This is a genomic window from Nocardia asteroides (assembly GCA_019930625.1).
Lineage (GTDB): Bacteria > Actinomycetota > Actinomycetes > Mycobacteriales > Mycobacteriaceae > Nocardia > Nocardia sputi.
The window spans coordinates 3,163,250-3,181,515 of sequence record CP082844.1 but is presented as its reverse complement, the minus strand read 5'-3'; the positions used below and the strand labels follow the sequence as shown (position 1 = coordinate 3,181,515).

The following is an 18,266-nucleotide window of genomic DNA, read 5'->3' as shown; positions in this document are numbered from 1 at the left end:
AGCGCGAAGAACGAAAAGAGGCGAACACCTGCTGTGAGCAGCTCAACTTCCCAGTTCGGACAGAACCAGTGGCTAGTCGACGAGATGTATCAGAAGTTCAAGCAAGACCCATCCTCGGTCGACGAAAGCTGGCACGAGTTCCTGGCCGACTACACGCCTGACGCGAGTGGCGACTCCGGCAACAGCCAGCCCGCGCCCGCGCAGGCTGCCGCTCCCGCACCGGCTCCAACGGCCACCAAGCCCGCCGCCACGCGCAACGACGCCAAGCCCGCCGACGCCAAGCCCGCCCCACCCGCGGCCCCGAAAGCGCCCGCCCCGGCTGCCGCCAAGCCCGCCCCCGCCGCCGCCGCCAAACCGGCCGCGGTGACCGCGCGCACCCCGCAGACCACCCCGGCGCCGACGTCGAACGCCGCGCCGACCTCCGGCCCGAAGCAGGCCGACACCGCTGCCGACGAATCCAAGGTGCTGCGTGGCGCCGCCGCCGCGGTGGCCAAGAACATGGCCGCTTCGCTGAGCATTCCCACCGCGACCAGCGTGCGCGCCATCCCGGCCAAGCTGATGATCGACAACCGCTTGGTCATCAACAACCATCTCGCCCGCACCAGGGGCGGCAAGATCTCCTTCACCCACCTGCTCGGCTACGCCATCGTGCAGGCGGTCAAGGCCTTCCCGAACATGAACCGGCACTACGCCGAGGTCGACGGCAAGCCGCACGCGGTCACCCCCGCGCACACCAACCTCGGCCTCGCCATCGACCTGCCCGGCAAGGACGGCAACCGGTCGCTGGTCGTCGCGGCCATCAAGGGCTGCGAAGCGATGACCTTCGGCCAGTTCCACACCGCCTACGAGGACATCGTCCGCCGCGCCCGCGACGGCAAGCTCACCGCCGAGGACTTCTCCGGTGTCACCATCTCGCTGACCAACCCGGGCACCATCGGCACCGTGCACTCGGTGCCCCGCCTGATGAACGGTCAGGGCGCGATCATCGGCGCGGGCGCGATGGAGTACCCCGCCGAGTTCCAGGGCATGAGCGACGAGCGCATCGCCGAACTGGGCGTCGGCAAGCTGATGACGCTCACCTCCACCTACGACCACCGCATCATTCAGGGCGCGGAGTCCGGCGACTTCTTGCGCACCATCCACCAGCTGCTGATCTCCGACGATTTCTTCGATGAGATCTTCCACGGTCTCGGCGTGCCCTACGAGCCGGTCCGCTGGCGCAAGGACATCCGCGAACGCGGCGTCGACAAGAGCGCGCGCGTGCTGGAGATGATCGCGGCCTACCGCAACCGCGGCCACCTGATGGCCGACACCGATCCGCTGCGGCTGGTCAAGGACAAGTTCCGCAGCCACCCGGACCTGGACGTCACCCAGCACGGCCTGACCCTGTGGGACCTCGACCGCACGTTCAACGTGGCGGGCTTCCACGGCCAGGAGCAGATGAAACTGCGCGACGTGCTGTCGATTCTGCGCGACGCGTACTGCCGCCACGTCGGCGTCGAGTACACCCACATCCTCGATCCCGAGCAGCTGCAGTGGATCCAGGAGCGGGTCGAGCAGAAGCACGCCAAGCCCACCGTCGCGCAGCAGAAGTACATCCTGAACCGGCTGAACGCCGCGGAGGCCTTCGAGACCTTCCTGCAGACCAAGTACGTCGGGCAGAAGCGTTTCTCGCTCGAGGGCGCCGAGGCCGTCATCCCGATGATGGACGCGGTGATCGACCAGTGCGCCGAGCACAGCCTCGACGAGGTCATCATCGGCATGCCGCACCGCGGCCGGCTCAACGTGCTGGCCAACATCGTCGGCAAGCCGTACTCGAAGATCTTCACCGAGTTCGAGGGCAACATGAACCCGGCCGCCACCCACGGCTCCGGCGACGTGAAGTACCACCTCGGCGCGCAAGGCACCTACCTGCAGATGTTCGGTGACAACGAGATCGAGGTCTCGCTCACCGCCAACCCCTCGCACCTGGAGGCGGTCGACCCGGTCCTGGAGGGCCTGGTCCGCGCCAAGCAGGATCTGCTGGACAAGGGCGACGGGCCGGAGGGCTACTCGGTCGTGCCGCTGATGCTGCACGGTGACGCCGCGTTCGCCGGTCAGGGCGTCGTCGCCGAGACCCTGAACCTCGGTGGCCTGCGCGGCTACCGGGTCGGCGGCACGATCCACATCGTGGTGAACAACCAGATCGGCTTCACCACCGCGCCGGAGAACAGCCGCTCCACCGAGTACTCCACCGACATCGCGAAGTTCATCGGCGCGCCGATCTTCCACGTCAACGGCGACGACCCCGAGGCGTGCGACTGGGTGGCGCGCCTGGCGGTCGACTTCCGGCAGAAGTTCCGCAAGGACGTCGTCATCGACATGATCTGCTACCGCCGCCGCGGACACAACGAGGGCGACGACCCGTCGATGACCCAGCCGTACATGTACGACGTCATCGACACCAAGCGCTCGGTCCGCAAGGCCTACACCGAGAGCCTGATCGGCCGTGGCGACATCTCGCTGAAAGAGGCCGAGGACGCGCTGCGCGACTACCAGGGCCAGCTGGAGCGGGTGTTCAACGAGGTTCGTGAGCTGGAGAAATACTCACCGGGACCGAGCGAATCGGTCGAAGGCGACCAGCCGGTGCCCGCGTCCGTGGTGACCGCCGTCGACAAGCACATCCTGCAGCGCATCGGCGACGCGTTCCTGCACGTGCCCGAGGGCTTCAACGTGCACCCGCGCGTCAAGCCGGTGCTGGAGAAGCGCCGCGAGATGGCCTACGAGGGCAAGGTCGACTGGGCCTTCGCCGAGCTGCTCGCGTTCGGCACCCTGATCGACGAGGGTCGCGCGGTGCGCCTGACCGGTCAGGACTCTCGCCGCGGCACGTTCACCCAGCGGCACGCGGTGATCATCGACCGCAAGACCGCCGAGGAGTACACCCCGCTGCACAACATCGGCAGCGAGAACCCGGGCTGGTTCGCCGTGCACGACTCGGCGCTGAGCGAATTCGCCGCCGTCGGCTTCGAATACGGCTACTCGCTGGGCAACCCCAACGCCCTGGTGTTGTGGGAAGCGCAGTTCGGTGACTTCGTCAACGGCGCGCAGTCGATCATCGACGAGTTCATCTCCTCCGGTGAGGCCAAGTGGGGCCAGCTCTCCGACGTCGTGCTGCTGCTGCCGCACGGCCACGAGGGGCAGGGTCCGGACCACACCTCCGGCCGCATCGAGCGCTTCCTGCAGTTGTGCGCGGAAGGCTCGATGACCGTCGCGGTGCCGTCCACCCCGGCGAACTACTTCCACCTGCTGCGCCGCCACGCATTGGACGGCATCCGCCGCCCGCTGATCGTCTTCACCCCGAAGTCGATGCTGCGCAACAAGGCCGTGGTCTCGGATCTGAAGGACTTCACCGAGAGCAAGTTCCGCTCCGTCTTCGACGAGCCGGCCTACGAGCAGGGCATCGGCGACCGGGCCAAGGTCAAGCGCATCCTGATGACCAGCGGCAAGCTCTACTATGAGCTCGCCGCCGAAAAGGCCAAGCAGAAGCGCGAAGACGTGGCCATCGTGCGCGTCGAACAGCTCTACCCCCTGCCCACCTACCGCCTGAACGAGGCACTCGGCGGCTACCCCAACGCCACCGACATCGCCTGGGTCCAGGAGGAACCGGCCAACCAGGGCGCTTGGCCGTTCTTCGGCCTCAACCTCCCGGAAGTCCTCCCCGACCGCCTCGGCAAACTCCGCCGCATCTCCCGCCGCGCCATGTCGGCCCCGTCCTCGGGGTCCAGCAAGGTCCACGCGGTGGAGCAGGCGGAGATCATCGCGGAAGCGTTCGAGCCGACGGCGTAGTCCTTGACCCTGAAATCGGGCCGAATCACTCTCCACAGAGCGATTCGGCCCGATTTCGCGTTTCCAAGGAGTCCACGCCCCGGCCTGAAAAGCCGGGGCCTGGCCAGTTCCGACGATCAGGACGGCGCGAGCGCTTTCATCAGCGCAGCGGCAGTAGCCTCGTCGATGCACGTCGGCTTACCACCGTTGTCGGAATGGAATGCACCGCCTTTGGTGTTTCCGGTGAAATAGCACAACGGGAACGCCGGTCTGCCTTCCGGGAAGGTCAGTGGCGGAGCGAGACCGTCGAGAGTCTCGTCGCGCAGTGCGCGCAGCCCCTTGATCACATCCGCGCTCGTCGAAGACGGGGAGAGGTTGGCGGTTTTTGCCGCAGCCAGGAACAACTGCCCGCCTGCCCACGGCCACAGCAGCGGTGAGCTGAAGTCCGCGCTATCCCGAAGCCCCGGAATGTATTTGTCGAGGGCGTCATTGAAGTCCTTGACAGCCGCGATGGATTCGTCGGTGTACAGCGCGTTGGAGCTCGCGAAGATGCTGCCCTCGAAATTCGCGTCCTTCGCCCACCCTTTCTGGAGGGCCGTGCCGAGAGGAGCCTGCACCGGTTTATAACCTTGCTGCGCACACGATGCCGCGATACGCGAGATCGCCTCGACCGAGACAGCGGAGAACAAGGCGTCGACACCCTTGTCTTTGAATGTCAGGCAGGGAGCGATGTAGTTCGGCGCGGCGATCGCGACTTTCTCCGCTGCGAATCCCAGACCAGCCTGTTCGGCCATCGGCTCGAGCATCTGCGGCAGTTGCTCGCAGACCGGGATCTCGGCGCAATAGAAGACGCCGAGGGTCTTCGCGCCCGCCTTCTTGGCCTGGGCCACCTCGCCCAGCATCAGCACCGGCAGCGTGGTGCCGGAGGCGAAGAAGTTCGGATCGGTGATGAACGGGGCATCGACCGGCTGTCCGCCGATCACCGGAATGCCCTTGCCTGCGACGTAGCTTTGCCAGCTCGAACTGACCAGGCTGGTTTGGCCGACGATGGCGACAACCTTGTCCTGTTCGACCAGTTTCTTCGCGACGGCCAGCGCCGTGGCCGGATTCTGCTCGTCGTCGTAGGAGATGACTTTGACCGGGTGCCCATTGATTCCACCACGATCGTTGACCCACGACGCCCACGACTGCAGCACGTCGCCGGCGCGTCCCACTGATCCGGCGGCCGGGCCGGTGCAGCTGCAAATCGACCCGATCAGAATCGGGTCGCCCGTGAGCCCGCCGTCGGACACCTTCACCGGGCCGATGGATGTGGACCCGTCGTTCGTCGAGTCGGCGGAACACGACGTGAGCGCGAGCGCTGCCGCCAGCACCGGCGCCACGCACCACAGAAACCTTCTCTTCTTCATTGCTCCACTCCTCTGTGGATACCGGATGTTCGCTACGCCCGTGGCCCGGCAACAGTTCCGGGTGGGTGTCCCGCCGGCGATGCCGGCAAGTCTGTGCGTTCGCCGTCCATGCCGAGATAGCTCTGCAGCACGGCATCTCGGTCGATGTCCGCGGTGGGTCCGGCGAACGCGACCGTGCCGCGGCTGAGCAGAACCACGTGGTCGGCCATCGTCAGGGCGTGGTCGACGTACTGCTCGACCAACACGATCGCCGCGCCGGTGGTACGCAGTTCGCGCAGCGCCGTGAAGATCTCGTCCACGACCAGCGGAGCCAGGCCCATGGACACCTCGTCGAGCAGGACGACCGCCGGATCGGCCAGCCAGGCGCGAGCCAGTGCCAGCATCTGCTGCTGCCCGCCCGACAACGAGCCTCCCCGCTGATCAAGCGTCCTCCGCAGCGCCGGGAAGACATCGAGAGCCTCGTCGGCGCCACCTCGGCGCCACGGAGGTGTCAGCAGGCGAAGGTTCTCCCGGACCGTCAAGTCCGCGAATATCCCTCGGTCCTCGGGGATCAAGCACAGGCCCGCGCGGGCACGGCGCGCAGGGCGAGCGCGGGTCAGGTCGGTCCCGCCGATCGCCACAGTCCCCGATCGAGCTCGGAGTAGCCCCGAGGCCACCCGCAGCAGCGTCGACTTTCCGGCGCCGTTCGGCCCGAGCAACGCCGCGACCGACCGAGGCGCAACGGCCAGGTCGACGTCATTGAGGACGATCGTGGAGCCGTATCCGGCTGTGATCGAACGCAATTCGAGTGCGAAATCGGTGCCGCTCATGCTACGGGTTCCTTCAGCCTGCGCTCGACGGTGACCGGCTCGCCGAGGTAGGCGTGCTGCACCACCTCCGAAGCCCGGACCTGCGCGGGCGAGCCCCGGAATATCAGGTGACCGAAGTCGAGTACGAAGATCTCGTCGCAGATCTCGAGCACCAGCGACATGTCGTGCTCGACCAGGACGATTCCGACGCCGCGTGCGGCGACGACATGCCGCAGGATCTGCCCGAAGAGCGCGGTCTCCGAACGATCGAGGCCCGCACTCGGCTCGTCGAGCAACAGGATCCGATACGGCCCGGCAAGACATCGGGCGAGTTCCACCAGTCTTCGCTGCCCGGTGGACAGTGCGCCGACACGAGAATGCGCGAGGCATTCGATACCGCACAACGCCATGGCGGAGGCCGCGGCGGTGCGCGTCTTGTGGTAGTGCCCAGGGGCCGCGACCGATTGGGTCAGCGGGTTCGCCCCGGCAAGTGGGCCTTCGGCTCCTATCGCGACGTTCTCGGCGACGGTAAGGGAATCGAACAGCTCTGTCCGCTGAAAGGTTCGCCCGATGCCGAGCCGCGCCCGGTGTGCGGTCGACGCTCGGCTGATCACCCGGTTCTGCAGTCGCACCTCGCCGCTGGCCTGGACGAGTCCGGTGCAGGCATCGAACGTGGTGGTCTTGCCCGCCCCGTTAGGGCCGATGAGCCCGATGATCCGCCCGGTGCGTGCCGCGAACGAGAAGCCGTCGACGGCTACCACACCACCGAAGCGGACCGAAAGATCGCGAACCGCCAGCTCCGTTGCGGGCTGCGCGGTGGATGTTTCCGCCGCGACGACCGCCGATGACCGATCGCGGCGAAACGCGCTGTCCAGCCAGGACCGGATCGGTCCGGGTACCTCCAGGCGGCTCGCGGTGGCGGCACGAAGCACCACCAGGATGCCGAACACGACCTGGAGCCACTGCGACATCCCGGCGACCGCGACATAGGACGGCACCAGGACCAGCGCCGCCGCGGCCAGCAGCGAATACCACGGCTCCCGGCCCACCACGATGACGATGACCGCGAAATAGGTGACCGACAGCAGCGGCGGGTAATCGATCGCCGAGGCGGTGGTGCGGGCCATTCCGGCGAGTGCGCCTCCCAACGCCGCCAGGAATGCCGAAACGCAGAAGACGAGAACGCGCGTGACTTCGATCGTGACACCGTTGGTCCGCAAGGCGGTCGGCGATTCGGCCAGACCCCGGAGCAATCGTCCCAGCCTGCTCTTGTCCAGCGCCACTATCAGCAGGGTGCCCACCGTGGCCAGCACCAGCACGAGCCGGTAGAACGCCGGGTCGGAGTCGAGCCCGAATACGCTGGGGCGCGGCATCTTCAGGCCGAGACCACTGGTGCCGAACATATAGGGCCGGGAGTAGAACATCACTTGCAGCACGACGCCGAATCCGAAGGTCGCCAACGCCAGATACAGGCCACTGAGGCGAATGGCTGGAATCGACAACACCGCACCGATCGGCACGACGACGAGTCCGCAACCGATGAGCGCGAGCGGCCAGGGCAACCCCCAATCGACAGCGAAGTGCGAGAACGCGCAGGCGCCGATCGCGGTGAACGCCACGTGGCACAGCGAGACCTGGCCAGACGTCCGGACCAGCAGGCCGAGCGACAGAAGGACGAGCGTCATCGCCAGGGCCACGGTCCAATCCGTCAGGTGGATGCCCGCGAATGAGGGAACCAGCGCGAGCACCACGAACACCATGGCCCCGCCAACGGATTGCAACAGTGGCGGAGCAGTCCAGCCGGATCGGATCCGCCGGACTGCCCGGTCCCGGTCCACCAGGTACCGACGCGGCATCACCAGCAATACGAGGAACAGCGCCAAGAACGGCAATGCGGCGGGAACTCCCGCAGCGAGCCCGGTGGTGAAGTAGCGAGTGGCCAGCGCGGCCAGCACCCCGATGAGCAGTCCTCCGCCGAAAGTCCATGGCAAACTGGTGAATCGGCCGATGGCCGCCGCTCCGAACGCCTGGACGACCAGCAACGTCAACTGCATGGGATCGAGCGGAATCAACGGCGCGAACAGCACGCCGGAAAGCGACGCCAACCCCGTGCCGACACACCAGGCCCATCGTCGCGTGCCGGCCGGGCTGGTTCCGGCCAGGTCCAGCAAGGCCGCATTCCCCACGACCGCACGCATGGCGATGCCGCGTCGCGTGAACCGCAGCGCGGCCGACAACGCGGCGGTCGCGACTACCGCGACCCCGAACGTGGTGACATCCGACCACTGCACCCGCACACCGAAGGCGGCGAATCCCCCCTGCGGCAGAAAGATCGGAACGATGCGTGTCGTCGTCCGCCCGTAGAACAGCGTCACCCCCGCCTCGACAACCAGCAGAATGCCGACCGTCGCGGCGATTCGCAATTCCACTGTCGCCCGGTCGACGACACGGGCCAGCAACTCCAGCGCCAACCCCAAGGCCGGACCGACGCCGAGAACACAGATCGCGGCGGCCAGCTGCCAGGCGACGCCATTGACAACGTGCAATGTGTAGAACGCGTACGCCGACACCGTAGCCATGGCACCGTGGGCGAAGTTGAAGACTCCCGACGTCTTGTAAGTGAGCACCAAACCCACCGCGGCCAGTCCATAGACCGAGCCGGATACGATTCCCGCGATCACGAACGGCAAGAGATCTGCCATGATGTACTCCAATTTTCGCTGATCATCGACACGGCGAGACCGTGCGGAGGCGTCGGCGCAGTCCGGCCCGACCGGGTCGGCTGCTTATCGCGTGACCACCCCACACGAAAGGGGTGTCAGCGCTCTTTGGTATAAATGGCTCTATCGAGGAGCAACTGGACGATCGACTTGTTCATGCCGTCTCCGGTGTTCGATGAACAGATGACACGCACTGGGGTCAACGCGTGCCAGTCAGTGTTGATCGTTGTCCCGCGCCACGCCAGGCAATCCCCTGGCTTCTGCCTCGCAACAGAATTCGACAGGACCAAAACGTAAGTCGGAAGGCGAGGTCGATGGTTCAGCCGCCGAGTTCAGCTATCTGCCGAACGGCCAACTGCGTGCCGTATCTCCCGCCGCGCCCATGTCGCCCCGCTCCCCGGGGGCCAGCAAGGTCCACGGTGGAACAGGTGGAGATCATCGCCGAAGCGTTCGAGCCAACTGGTAGTCCCTGATCCGAAAGCCGGGCCAGATCACTCCCTCCGGCGGAGTGGTTCGGCCCGGCTTCACGTTTCCGGAGCAACGACCGTTCACGCCTGACTGGGCCGAACTGTCACGGCGGAGAAGTGCGTCGTCTATGGCCGTTTCCTCGCACGGCTTTCCGATGTGAAGCCGACCTCTGTGCACAGTTCCGAGCGCGGCGACGCTACGAGGGCGCCTTCGCGCAGCGTAACCGACGCCCGCATCATCCAAAGGTTCGGTGCCGTACTGAAACCCAGGCGGCTAGGCTACGGTGCCAGCGCTTTTCGTGGCGGAGTATGCCGCCGCAGGAATTCACGCTGCGCCTCCGCAGTGGGAATCAGCAGGCTGCGGCGGACATTGAGAAAGCCCGACAGGTCGTCGGAGACGACGAATACCTCCATCGCACCGACACTCACACAAAACGGCGCTTTGCCGCCGCAGGTCCCGGTACTGACCGACCAATACTGGAACTCAGTCGCGCGCGGCACGGGAACCGACGAGTCCGAGAAGGCGCGGAGCAGCGCGGTCACCTCATCAGCCTCCGGCTTCGCCTGGTACCGCCGCGCGTGGGCCGCGTATCGGATCACGTCAAGGATCCAGTGAAGACGCCACGTCTGGAGGTCGCGGACTGCCTCGAGTCTTTGCGGGATTCACCGATCGCCACCGCGCTCGGTGACGCCGATGGCGCGAGCGAGCAGGCCAAGATCGTGATGGAGAAGCATGGGCCCCGCGTGCCCGGCAACAGAAGTCAGCACTTGGGCGTGAGCGGGGTACACAAAGGCAGTAGGTTCATGCGGCCCGGGGTTTCCGTGGCGGTCGGCGGTGGAGGAACTTCCTCTGTGATGGGTACGGGGGCTTGTGACGGTCGCACAGCGCCGCCTGTCGGGGTCGAGCAGGAGGCGGCCAGTACCCAGATGGTGCCGATGACGAGCACGATCAGTGCCACCGCGGCGATTTGTTGGGAGCGGTGGCCGCGTGGCTGCGATTTCTCGGATGGGCGGCCGGGGGTACGTGCGGGCAGGGTGGTTATGCGCCGGAGGTCCGCGATTCGGGGGCGGCGCTCGAGGACAGTGGTTGGCGAGGGGCGGCGCAATGGCTCAGGTTGGGGACTGGGCGTGGACCACGATGGGGGGCGGTTCGGCGGAGGTGCCGGTGTGGGGCGCGGGGGAAGTGGTCGATCGGGAGCGGGTTCGATCCACGACGACCAGCTATCCGTGAACGACGACGGTTCGGGCGCTGATTGTGCAGCCGGATCGAGTGCCTCGCCGGAGGGCGAGGATTCTGTTGGTTCCGGTGCGTGGGGCTCGGCCGCGACGGGCCGTATCGACGCTACGAATCCTGTTGCGGAGCGTTCCGGTGCATAGGATTCGGGCTCGACAGGTTCCTCTCGCGCGGGTCGCACCGCGAGCCTGCCTTCGAAGCGAGGCGGCTTCGCCGTCCATTGCGCGTGGTCATCTTCTGGCACCTCCACGGATCCGCGCGGCTGCGCATGCTCCGGAGAGGACGACGAGTGGTGCGTTTCTTCGCGATCGTCCAGATCGGGATGGACGGTCGTACTCGGCAACGCGGGCTCCGACGTTGCGGGTTCCGGCGCGAGGAATTCCGGTGCGAAAGGGTCCGGTTCGGCCGGTCGTGTCCGCGCATCGGGCGGCGTTTGGGCGGGATGTGCCGTGGTCACCTCGGCGGTGTCGTCGGGCACGTCCACGTATTCGACCGACTGCTGAGCCGTCGACAAGGATCCGTTCACGTGCTGTCCGCTTTGCGCACTGCCTTGCGTCGGCGGCAGGGGCTCCAAGACTTCGGGTTCCTTGATATCAGGTTCCGAGGCGTCGGGCTCCGAAGCGTCGGTTCGCGGCCGCGCGGGCATCGCAGACAACGGAGGCGTCGATCGTTCTGCCCCCGATGCTATTCGATCGACTTCGTCCGGCTCGACATCGCGCTCCGAGTGCTCGGATGCTGTCGGTTGCGCAGCAAGGGGTGCCACGGCCGACGACTCGAGAACGCTTTCTGTTGACGGCGCGTCCGAACCTTCCGGTCCCTCAGCCTTTTCCGAGATCCCGATAGAATGGCTGCCGTCGACCGCACGCGTCCTGCGCGTGACGCTGTCCAGCGCCGCCAGCGTCCCGGCCCGCAACTTCTGTTCCGGCGGGAAACCGTCCGCCACCAGATCATCGACGGTCACCTGATCGCCCAGGTTCAAATCGGCGAGCAGGGTGTGCGTGCGTTCGGCGGTCCAGACGAGTTTGCGTCCGGCGGTGCGGTGGAACCAGGCACGGAGGTCGACGGCGCCGGCTCCGAGCACTACTCCGCAACCGCGGCGACGCGATTCGATGTTCAGCGTGAGGGACGATTCGTCGGGCGGAACCACGACGATCAACCCGTCGACGGAAGCTTCGGCGTGGTGTTTGCGGACCAGCGCCTGCAGGTTGACGACGTTGCTGGTCACCTGATCGAACGGGCTGCTGTCGTTGTCGCGCACCTGCATCGGGTCGCCCGCGAAGCCGGACAGTCGCCACCGTCCGTTGGCCTGCACCGAGAGGACGCCGGTGGTGGCTTCCGGCACGGTGTCGCGCACCTCGATCACCACCGCGGCCCGCGGTGTGATCACCACCAGATCGGCTTCCTGCGTCTCGCCCTTGCGGTCGCGGTCGGGTAAGTAGCACCCGGAGATCGCCAGGCCCACAATGACGTACTGTCCGGTCCAGTTCCGCATCCAGTGGAGCACACGCTGCTCGGAGCGCGGCGCCGTCGTTCGCTCATTGATGACCAACATCGGCGGCCTCCATCGCCGTCCCACACCATCGACCACCCAAAGGTATGCGCCCGTGCACGCGGTACAAAATCGAAAGGCACTGTAAGAGCAGGGCATTGGCGACAAAAGGGCATGCTGCGGACAGCGTGGCGACAGAGGGTGGTGACGGGGCTCACCCTCGGCCCACCACGGCTCGCTTCGCCGTAAGCCGGGGCCGAAGGCCCGCGGTCAGCTGCGCAATGCGGCCGCCAAAGCGGGGTCGACCGAAAACGCTATGGCGATCAAGGATTCGACCAAGAGATCGATGAGCTGTTCACGCGGAATCGGCTCGGTGCGCAACCACGTGAGGGTGGACTCCTCGACGAACGCGATCCAGCCGCGCATGGCGAGCATGAGGCGGGGGTGGTCGGACTCGGAGACGGGCACCGGCGTTTCGGCGAGGATGATGCCGATGATGGCGTCGCGCGTCTGGTCGACCAACGGAGCCAGCTCGGGGCTGACGCTGGTGGGGCCACGCAGGAGCGCGAGATACGAGGTGCGGTTCTCGGTGACGTACTCGATGTAGCGCTCGATGGAGTCGCGCAGCATCTCGAACAGACCGAGGCTCGGGTCGGGGGCGACGCGTTCGAGGAGCTCGGCGTTGGCGTGGTGCACGATCGCCAGCTGGAAATCCTGCTTGGTCGGGAAGTAGTGGAACAGCAGCCCGCGGGAGATGCCGGCCTGGGCCGCGATCTCACTGACCGAGATGTCCTCGATGGCGCGCTCACCGAGCATCTTGGCACCCAGAGTGATCAGCTGCTCCCGGCGCTCCTCGGGGCTGAGCCGCGTGCGCTTGGGGGCGTCTGGCTGGGTTGTGGTCACCGGCCCATCCTACTGAACGGAAGTCAATACACTGTTGACTGGTGCTCAATAGCGCCGTAGGCTGCTGTATATGAGTCGCAAGGTCACAGACAAAGCTGTCGCCAGTCGGCCCACGCGCCACGCCAGGACGATCATCATCGGCAGTGGGTTCGCGGGTCTGGGTCTGGCCATCCGGCTGACCCAGCAGGGTCGCAACGATTTCCTCGTGCTGGAACGCGGCAGCGATGTCGGCGGCACCTGGCGCGACAACACCTACCCCGGCGCGGCCTGCGACGTTCCCTCGCACCTGTACTCGTACTCGTTCGCGCTGAACCCGGACTGGTCGCGGTCGTTCTCCCGCCAAGGTGAGATCCAGCAGTACATCCAGGACGTGTCGAAGCGCTACGACGTGCGCGACAAGCACATCTTCGACTGTGACGTGACCAGCGCCCGCTGGAACAACGAGACCGCGCTCTGGGAGATCGAGTCGAGCAAGGGCAGTTTCACCGCGAACACGGTGGTCTCGGCGGTCGGCGCGCTGTGCGAGCCCGCGCTGCCGGACATCAAGGGCATCGGAGAGTTCGAAGGCGAGATCTTCCACTCCGCCCGCTGGAACCACGACGCCGACCTCACCGGCAAGCGGGTCGCCATCATCGGCACCGGCGCGTCGGCCATCCAGATCGTGCCCGCCATCGCCCCGAAGGTCGGCCATCTGGACGTCTACCAGCGCACCGCGCCGTGGCTGCTGCCGCGTTTGGACCGCCCGTACACGAAGGCCGAGCGACTGGCCTTCAAGCACGTGCCGGGTCTGCAGCGACTATCTCGCGCGGCGATCTATGCCGCACGGGAGACCCAAGTGGTCGGCCTGGCCAAGTTCCCCGCGTTCATGCAGTTGTTCGAGGCGATCGCGAAGGCCAAGCTGCGTTACGAGATCCGCGATCCGCAACTGCGCGCCAAGGTCACGCCGAACTTCCGGATCGGCTGCAAGCGAATGCTGATCTCCAACGACTACTACCCCGCGCTGACACGACCCGATGTCGACGTGGTCACCGATCGCATCGCCGAAGTGCGCAAGAACTCGATCGTCACCGAGGACGGCACCGAGCGCGAGATCGACGCGCTGATCGTGGCGACCGGCTTCCACGTCACCGATTCGCCGACCTACGACACGATCGCAGGCCGCGACGGCCGCACGCTGTCGGAGGTGTTCGACGAGATCGGCCAGCAGGGCTACAAGGGCGCCTCGATCGCCAACTTCCCCAATCTGTTCTTCCTGCTCGGTCCGAACGTCGGCCTCGGGCACACCTCGATGGTGTACATGATCGAATCGCAGATCAACTACATCGCCGACGCACTGGCCACCATCGACCGCCTGGACCTGCGTACCGTGGAAGTGCGCCGCGACGTGCAGGATGCCTACAACTCCGAACTGCAGGCGAAGCTGGCCGGAAGCGTCTGGCTGACCGGCGGGTGCTCGAGCTGGTACCTGGACAAGCACGGCAACAACACCACGCTGTGGCCGGACTGGACCTTCGAATTCCGCAGGCTCACCAGGACTTTCGACGTGGCGGCGTATGACATCTCCATTTCCCGAGCCGATTTGAAAGCAGTGGCATCGTGAGCAGTGACGCTTACTTCAAGAACGACGCTTACTTCAAGAACAAGGTCTGTGTGATCACCGGAGCGGGCTCCGGGATCGGCCGCGCGCTGGCGGTGAATCTGGCCCGGCGCGGCGCCAAGCTGGCGTTGTCGGATATCGACGTCGAGGGCCTGGCCGAGACCACGCGCCGCTGCGAGCAGCTCGGCGCGCAGGTGAAGTCCGACCGCGTGAACGTGGTCGAACGCGAAGCGGTCATCCTCTACGCCGACGCGGTGAAAGCGCACTTCGGCACGGTGCACCAGGTCTACAACAACGCGGGCATCGCCCACCACGGCGAGGTCATCCGTTCGGAGTACAAGGACTTCGAGCGCGTGATGGACGTCGATTTCTGGGGTGTCGTCAACGGCACCAAGGCGTTCCTGCCGATGGTCATCGAGTCCGGCGACGGCCACATCGTCAACGTGTCGAGCCTGTTCGGCCTGATCGCGATCCCCGGCCAGAGCGCCTACAACGCGGCGAAGTTCGCGGTGCGCGGCTTCACCGAGTCGCTGCGCCAGGAGATGCTGGTCGCGCGGCATCCGGTGCGGGTCACCTGTGTGCACCCCGGCGGCATCAAGACCGCGGTCGCGCGCAACGCCACCTACGCCGAGGGCATCGACAGCAAGTCGGCCGCCTCGATGTTCGACAAGAAACTGGCCATCCACACCGCCGAGATGGCGGCGCAGACCATTACCGAGGGCGTGCGCAAGGGGCACGGCCGCGTGCTGATCGGCTGGGAGGCCAAGCTGCTGGATCTGTTCGTGCGGGTGACCGCGTCGGGCTACCAGCGGATCGCGGCCAACGTCGAACGCCGCTTCCTGCCCTGACGAGGAACGGCGATGCGAGACATGAACCTTCCGCTGCCCCTCGCGCGGGCGGTGTTGAATCCGATCTTCCGGGTCACGCTGAACAAGCGGTTGCCGTTTCCGATGCAGCGCAGGCTACTCGACGTGAGTTCGCGGGCGCAGTTGCTGCCCGCGGGCGCCGTCGTGCGGCCGCTGCGGCTGGGCGGTAGGCCCGCCGAGCGGATCGGTTTCGCGGACACGTCCGACGACGGCGCGGTCCTCTATCTCCACGGGGGCGGCTACGCGGTCGGCTCACTGGCGACGCACCGCTCGCTGGCCGCCCGGTTGGCGCGAGACACCGGCTACGCGGTCTACGTGCTGGACTACCGCCTCGCGCCGGAGCACCCGTTTCCCGCGGCCCTGGACGACGCCGAGGCGGCATTCCTGGAACTGGTGGCGAGCGCGGGCTTGCAGCCGGGCCGGATCGCCGTCTCCGGCGATTCCGCGGGCGGCGGCCTGTCGCTCGCGCTGGCGCAACGCCTGATCGCCCGGCACGGGCAGACCCCGGCAGCGCTCGGCTTGATCGCACCGTGGGCCGACCCCAACGAGATCCCGGAGCGAGAACGCGACCTGGTGATCAACAAGCCGTGGTCACGCGCTTGTGCTGCCGCCTACCTGGGCGAGGGCGACTCCGCCGATCCGGCTTACGCCCCGCTGACCGGCGAGCTGCGTGGCCTGCCCCCGACCTACGTGCAGGTGGACGTCAGCGAACTGCTGCACAACCAGTGCGTCGCACTGGTCGCCGCACTGCGCGCGGCGGGTGTGCACGTCCGCTTCACCGAGAGCAAGGGATTGTGGCACGTCGCACAGCTGCAGGCCGCCCTGGCGGCGCCCGCCGCGGCCGCGCTGGGCGAACTCGCCGGGTTCCTTCGCGAAGCGATTCAACCGGCGGACCTGCGCGAACTAGGATGAGACCCGTGCGGGTCCCTACCCTGCGGTGATGTACGGAGGCGATTTCGGTGGTCGACCTCACGGCCCCGGCGCAGGTGTCGTAGATTACTGGCGAGTAAACCCACGTGGAAGGGCACTGATGCGAGAGTTCGAAGTCCCGGCTTCTTACACCATTCCGGATGACGCGAACAATTCCGACAACGTCTTCCGCCATGCCGAGCAGTCGCCGAACACGGTGCTGTTCAACGTGCCGAACGGCAGTGGCGGCTGGCGGGATGTCACCGCCGCCGAGTTCGCGGCAACCGTTACCGGCGTGGCGAAAGGCCTGATCGCTTCGGGTCTGGAACTCGGTGATCGCGTCGCCATCATGGCCCCCACGCGCTACGAGTGGGCCGTCCTCGATTTCGCCATCTGGGCCGCGGGCGGCTGCACCGTCGCGATCTACGACAGTTCCGCCGCCGAGCAGGCCAAGTGGATCCTGCAGGACTCGGCCACCAAGCTGCTGATCCTCGACAGCGACAAGCACCGCAAGGTGATCGACGAGATCGAATCCGGGTCGCTGCCGGACCTGCGGGAGATCCTGCAGATCGACAAGGGCGCGCTGGACGAACTGATCGGCCGCGGCGCCGACACCGACGACCAGGCCGTGCACGACCGTCGCGCTCAGGTCGGCGCGCAGTCGCCGGCCACCCTGATCTACACCTCGGGCACCACGGGCCGCCCGAAGGGCGTCATGCTGACCCACGCGAACCTGTACGCGGAGTCCAAATCCGACCGGATCGCGCTGCACAAGTACGTCACCGAGGGCAAGAAGACCCTCATGTTCCTGCCGCTGGCGCATGTCTTCGCCCGCGCCGTCGCGCTGGCCGCGTTCGACGCGAAGGTGATCGTCGCGCATACCGCCGACTGGTCCACCCTGGTCGAGCAGTTCGGCAGCTACCGCCCGCACTTCATCCTCTCGGTGCCCCGGGTGTTCGAGAAGGTGTTCAACAGCGCCAAGCAGAAGGCGCACGACGGCGGCAAGGGCAAGATCTTCGACGCAGCCGCCGCTACCGCGATCGCGTGGAGCGAGTCGCTCGACAACGGCGGCCCCGGCGTCGGCCTCAAGCTCAAGCACGCCCTGTTCGACAAGCTGGTCTACAGCAAGCTGCGCGCGGCGCTCGGCGGCCAGTGCGAGGCGGCCGTCTCCGGCGGCGGTCCGCTCGGTGCGCGGCTCGGCCATTTCTTCCGCGGCGTCGGCGTGACCATCTATGAGGGCTACGGTCTCACCGAGACCACCGCGGCCATCGCGGTCAACACCCCGGAACACATCCGGGTCGGCTCGGTCGGGCGGCCGATCGAGGGCCACGCCGCCAAGATCGCCGAGGACGGCGAGCTGCTGCTGCGCGGTTCGGTCGTGTTCAGCGGCTACTGGGGCAACGCGGAGGCCACCGAGGACGCGTTCGAGAACGGCTGGTTCAAGACCGGTGACCTCGGCGCGATCGATGGCGACGGCTTCATCACCATCACCGGCCGCAAGAAGGAGATCATCGTCACCGCCGGTGGCAAGAACGTCTCCCCCGCGCTGCTGGAGGACTCGCTGCGCGCGCATCCGCTGATCAGCCAGGTGATGGTGGTCGGCGACGGCCAGCCGTTCATCGGCGCGCTGATCACGCTGGATCCGGAGTCGCTGCCGGGCTGGAAGGAACGCCACAACCTGCCCGCCGATACCCCGATCGAGAAGCTGATCGAAAACCCGGATCTGCTCGCCGAGGTGAACGCGGCGGTGGCCGAGACCAACAAGAAGGTCTCGCACGCCGAGCAGATCAAGAAGACGCGTCTGCTGACCATCGACTGGACCCAGGAGACCGGCGAGCTCACCCCGAAGATGTCGCTCAAGCGCGCGGTCGTGATGAAGCAGCACGCCGACGACGTGGCGAGCATCTACCACTGAGCAACGCCGAAGGCGCTGTCCGCGAACTGTTCGCGGACAGCGCCTTTCGCGTGTGCGGAGGTGCCACAGCGCATCCGAAGACAGATCGGGCGCCGGAACAAGACGGTAACCGACGTGGTGATCGTCCTTCGGGCATCGGCCGCGGGGTCCGACCGGCAGTAGTCT

The 18,266-nt window shown here is 66.6% G+C and carries 11 protein-coding genes; 5 read left to right on the top strand and 6 right to left on the bottom strand.

All coding sequences use genetic code 11. The features are described from left to right. Positions 1-33: 33 nt before the first annotated feature. The gene (locus K8O92_14475; protein UAK34921.1) at positions 34-3,825 is read left to right on the top strand and encodes a multifunctional oxoglutarate decarboxylase/oxoglutarate dehydrogenase thiamine pyrophosphate-binding subunit/dihydrolipoyllysine-residue succinyltransferase subunit; all 3,792 of its coding nucleotides are present in this window, start codon (positions 34-36) and stop codon (positions 3,823-3,825) included. Positions 3,826-3,941: 116 nt separating this feature from the next. On the opposite strand, the gene K8O92_14470 is transcribed toward K8O92_14475, so the two are convergent. The 6 genes from K8O92_14470 to K8O92_14445 form a co-directional block, all read right to left on the bottom strand. Further along, positions 3,942-5,186 (bottom strand): ABC transporter substrate-binding protein, encoded by a 1,245-nt coding sequence (locus K8O92_14470; GenBank protein ID UAK34920.1) that lies wholly within the window; start codon positions 5,184-5,186, stop codon positions 3,942-3,944. A 59-nt stretch (positions 5,187-5,245) separates the two neighbouring features. Then, positions 5,246-6,022: an ABC transporter ATP-binding protein gene (locus K8O92_14465; GenBank protein ID UAK34919.1), complete on the bottom strand. Its 777-nt coding sequence runs from the start codon at positions 6,020-6,022 to the stop codon at positions 5,246-5,248. Then, on the bottom strand, positions 6,019-8,703 hold the full coding sequence (locus K8O92_14460) for an ATP-binding cassette domain-containing protein (GenBank protein UAK34918.1): 2,685 nt from the start codon (positions 8,701-8,703) through the stop codon (positions 6,019-6,021). The genes K8O92_14465 and K8O92_14460 overlap by 4 nt, the downstream gene beginning before the upstream one ends. 764 nt (positions 8,704-9,467) lie before the next feature. After that, positions 9,468-9,731, bottom strand: a complete 264-nt coding sequence (locus K8O92_14455) for a hypothetical protein (GenBank protein UAK34917.1) — start codon at positions 9,729-9,731, stop codon at positions 9,468-9,470. Between the two features lie 218 nt (positions 9,732-9,949). Further along, positions 9,950-11,974: an NERD domain-containing protein gene (locus tag K8O92_14450; GenBank protein ID UAK34916.1), complete on the bottom strand. Its 2,025-nt coding sequence runs from the start codon at positions 11,972-11,974 to the stop codon at positions 9,950-9,952. A 207-nt stretch (positions 11,975-12,181) separates the two neighbouring features. Next, positions 12,182-12,727, bottom strand: a complete 546-nt coding sequence (locus tag K8O92_14445) for a TetR/AcrR family transcriptional regulator (GenBank protein ID UAK35702.1) — start codon at positions 12,725-12,727, stop codon at positions 12,182-12,184. A 157-nt stretch (positions 12,728-12,884) separates the two neighbouring features. Here K8O92_14445 and K8O92_14440 point away from each other — a divergent pair, with 157 nt between their 5' ends. From K8O92_14440 to K8O92_14425, 4 genes are all read left to right on the top strand, one after another. Further along, positions 12,885-14,414, top strand: coding sequence for an NAD(P)/FAD-dependent oxidoreductase (locus K8O92_14440; GenBank protein UAK34915.1), 1,530 nt, complete (start codon positions 12,885-12,887; stop codon positions 14,412-14,414). Next, entirely contained in the window at positions 14,411-15,259 is an 849-nt protein-coding gene (locus tag K8O92_14435) for an SDR family oxidoreductase (protein UAK34914.1), read from the top strand. The genes K8O92_14440 and K8O92_14435 overlap by 4 nt, the downstream gene beginning before the upstream one ends. Positions 15,260-15,271: 12 nt before the next feature. Further along, positions 15,272-16,189: an alpha/beta hydrolase gene (locus tag K8O92_14430; GenBank protein UAK34913.1), complete on the top strand. Its 918-nt coding sequence runs from the start codon at positions 15,272-15,274 to the stop codon at positions 16,187-16,189. Between the two features lie 118 nt (positions 16,190-16,307). Next, entirely contained in the window at positions 16,308-18,101 is a 1,794-nt protein-coding gene (locus K8O92_14425) for a long-chain fatty acid--CoA ligase (GenBank protein UAK34912.1), read from the top strand. Positions 18,102-18,266 lie beyond the last annotated feature (165 nt).

Bases quoted from the DNA above. Each gene is read 5' to 3' on its own strand.
- K8O92_14430 (UAK34913.1), top strand. From the start codon at position 15,272: ATGCGAGACATGAACCTTCCGCTGCCCCTCGCGCGGGCGGTGTTGAAT.
- K8O92_14425 (UAK34912.1), top strand. From the start codon at position 16,308: ATGCGAGAGTTCGAAGTCCCGGCTTCTTACACCATTCCGGATGACGCG.
- K8O92_14445 (UAK35702.1), bottom strand. From the start codon at position 12,727: ATGCTCGGTGAGCGCGCCATCGAGGACATCTCGGTCAGTGAGATCGCG.
- K8O92_14440 (UAK34915.1), top strand. From the start codon at position 12,885: ATGAGTCGCAAGGTCACAGACAAAGCTGTCGCCAGTCGGCCCACGCGC.
- K8O92_14450 (UAK34916.1), bottom strand. From the start codon at position 11,974: ATGTTGGTCATCAATGAGCGAACGACGGCGCCGCGCTCCGAGCAGCGT.
- K8O92_14460 (UAK34918.1), bottom strand. From the start codon at position 8,703: ATGGCAGATCTCTTGCCGTTCGTGATCGCGGGAATCGTATCCGGCTCG.
- K8O92_14465 (UAK34919.1), bottom strand. From the start codon at position 6,022: ATGAGCGGCACCGATTTCGCACTCGAATTGCGTTCGATCACAGCCGGA.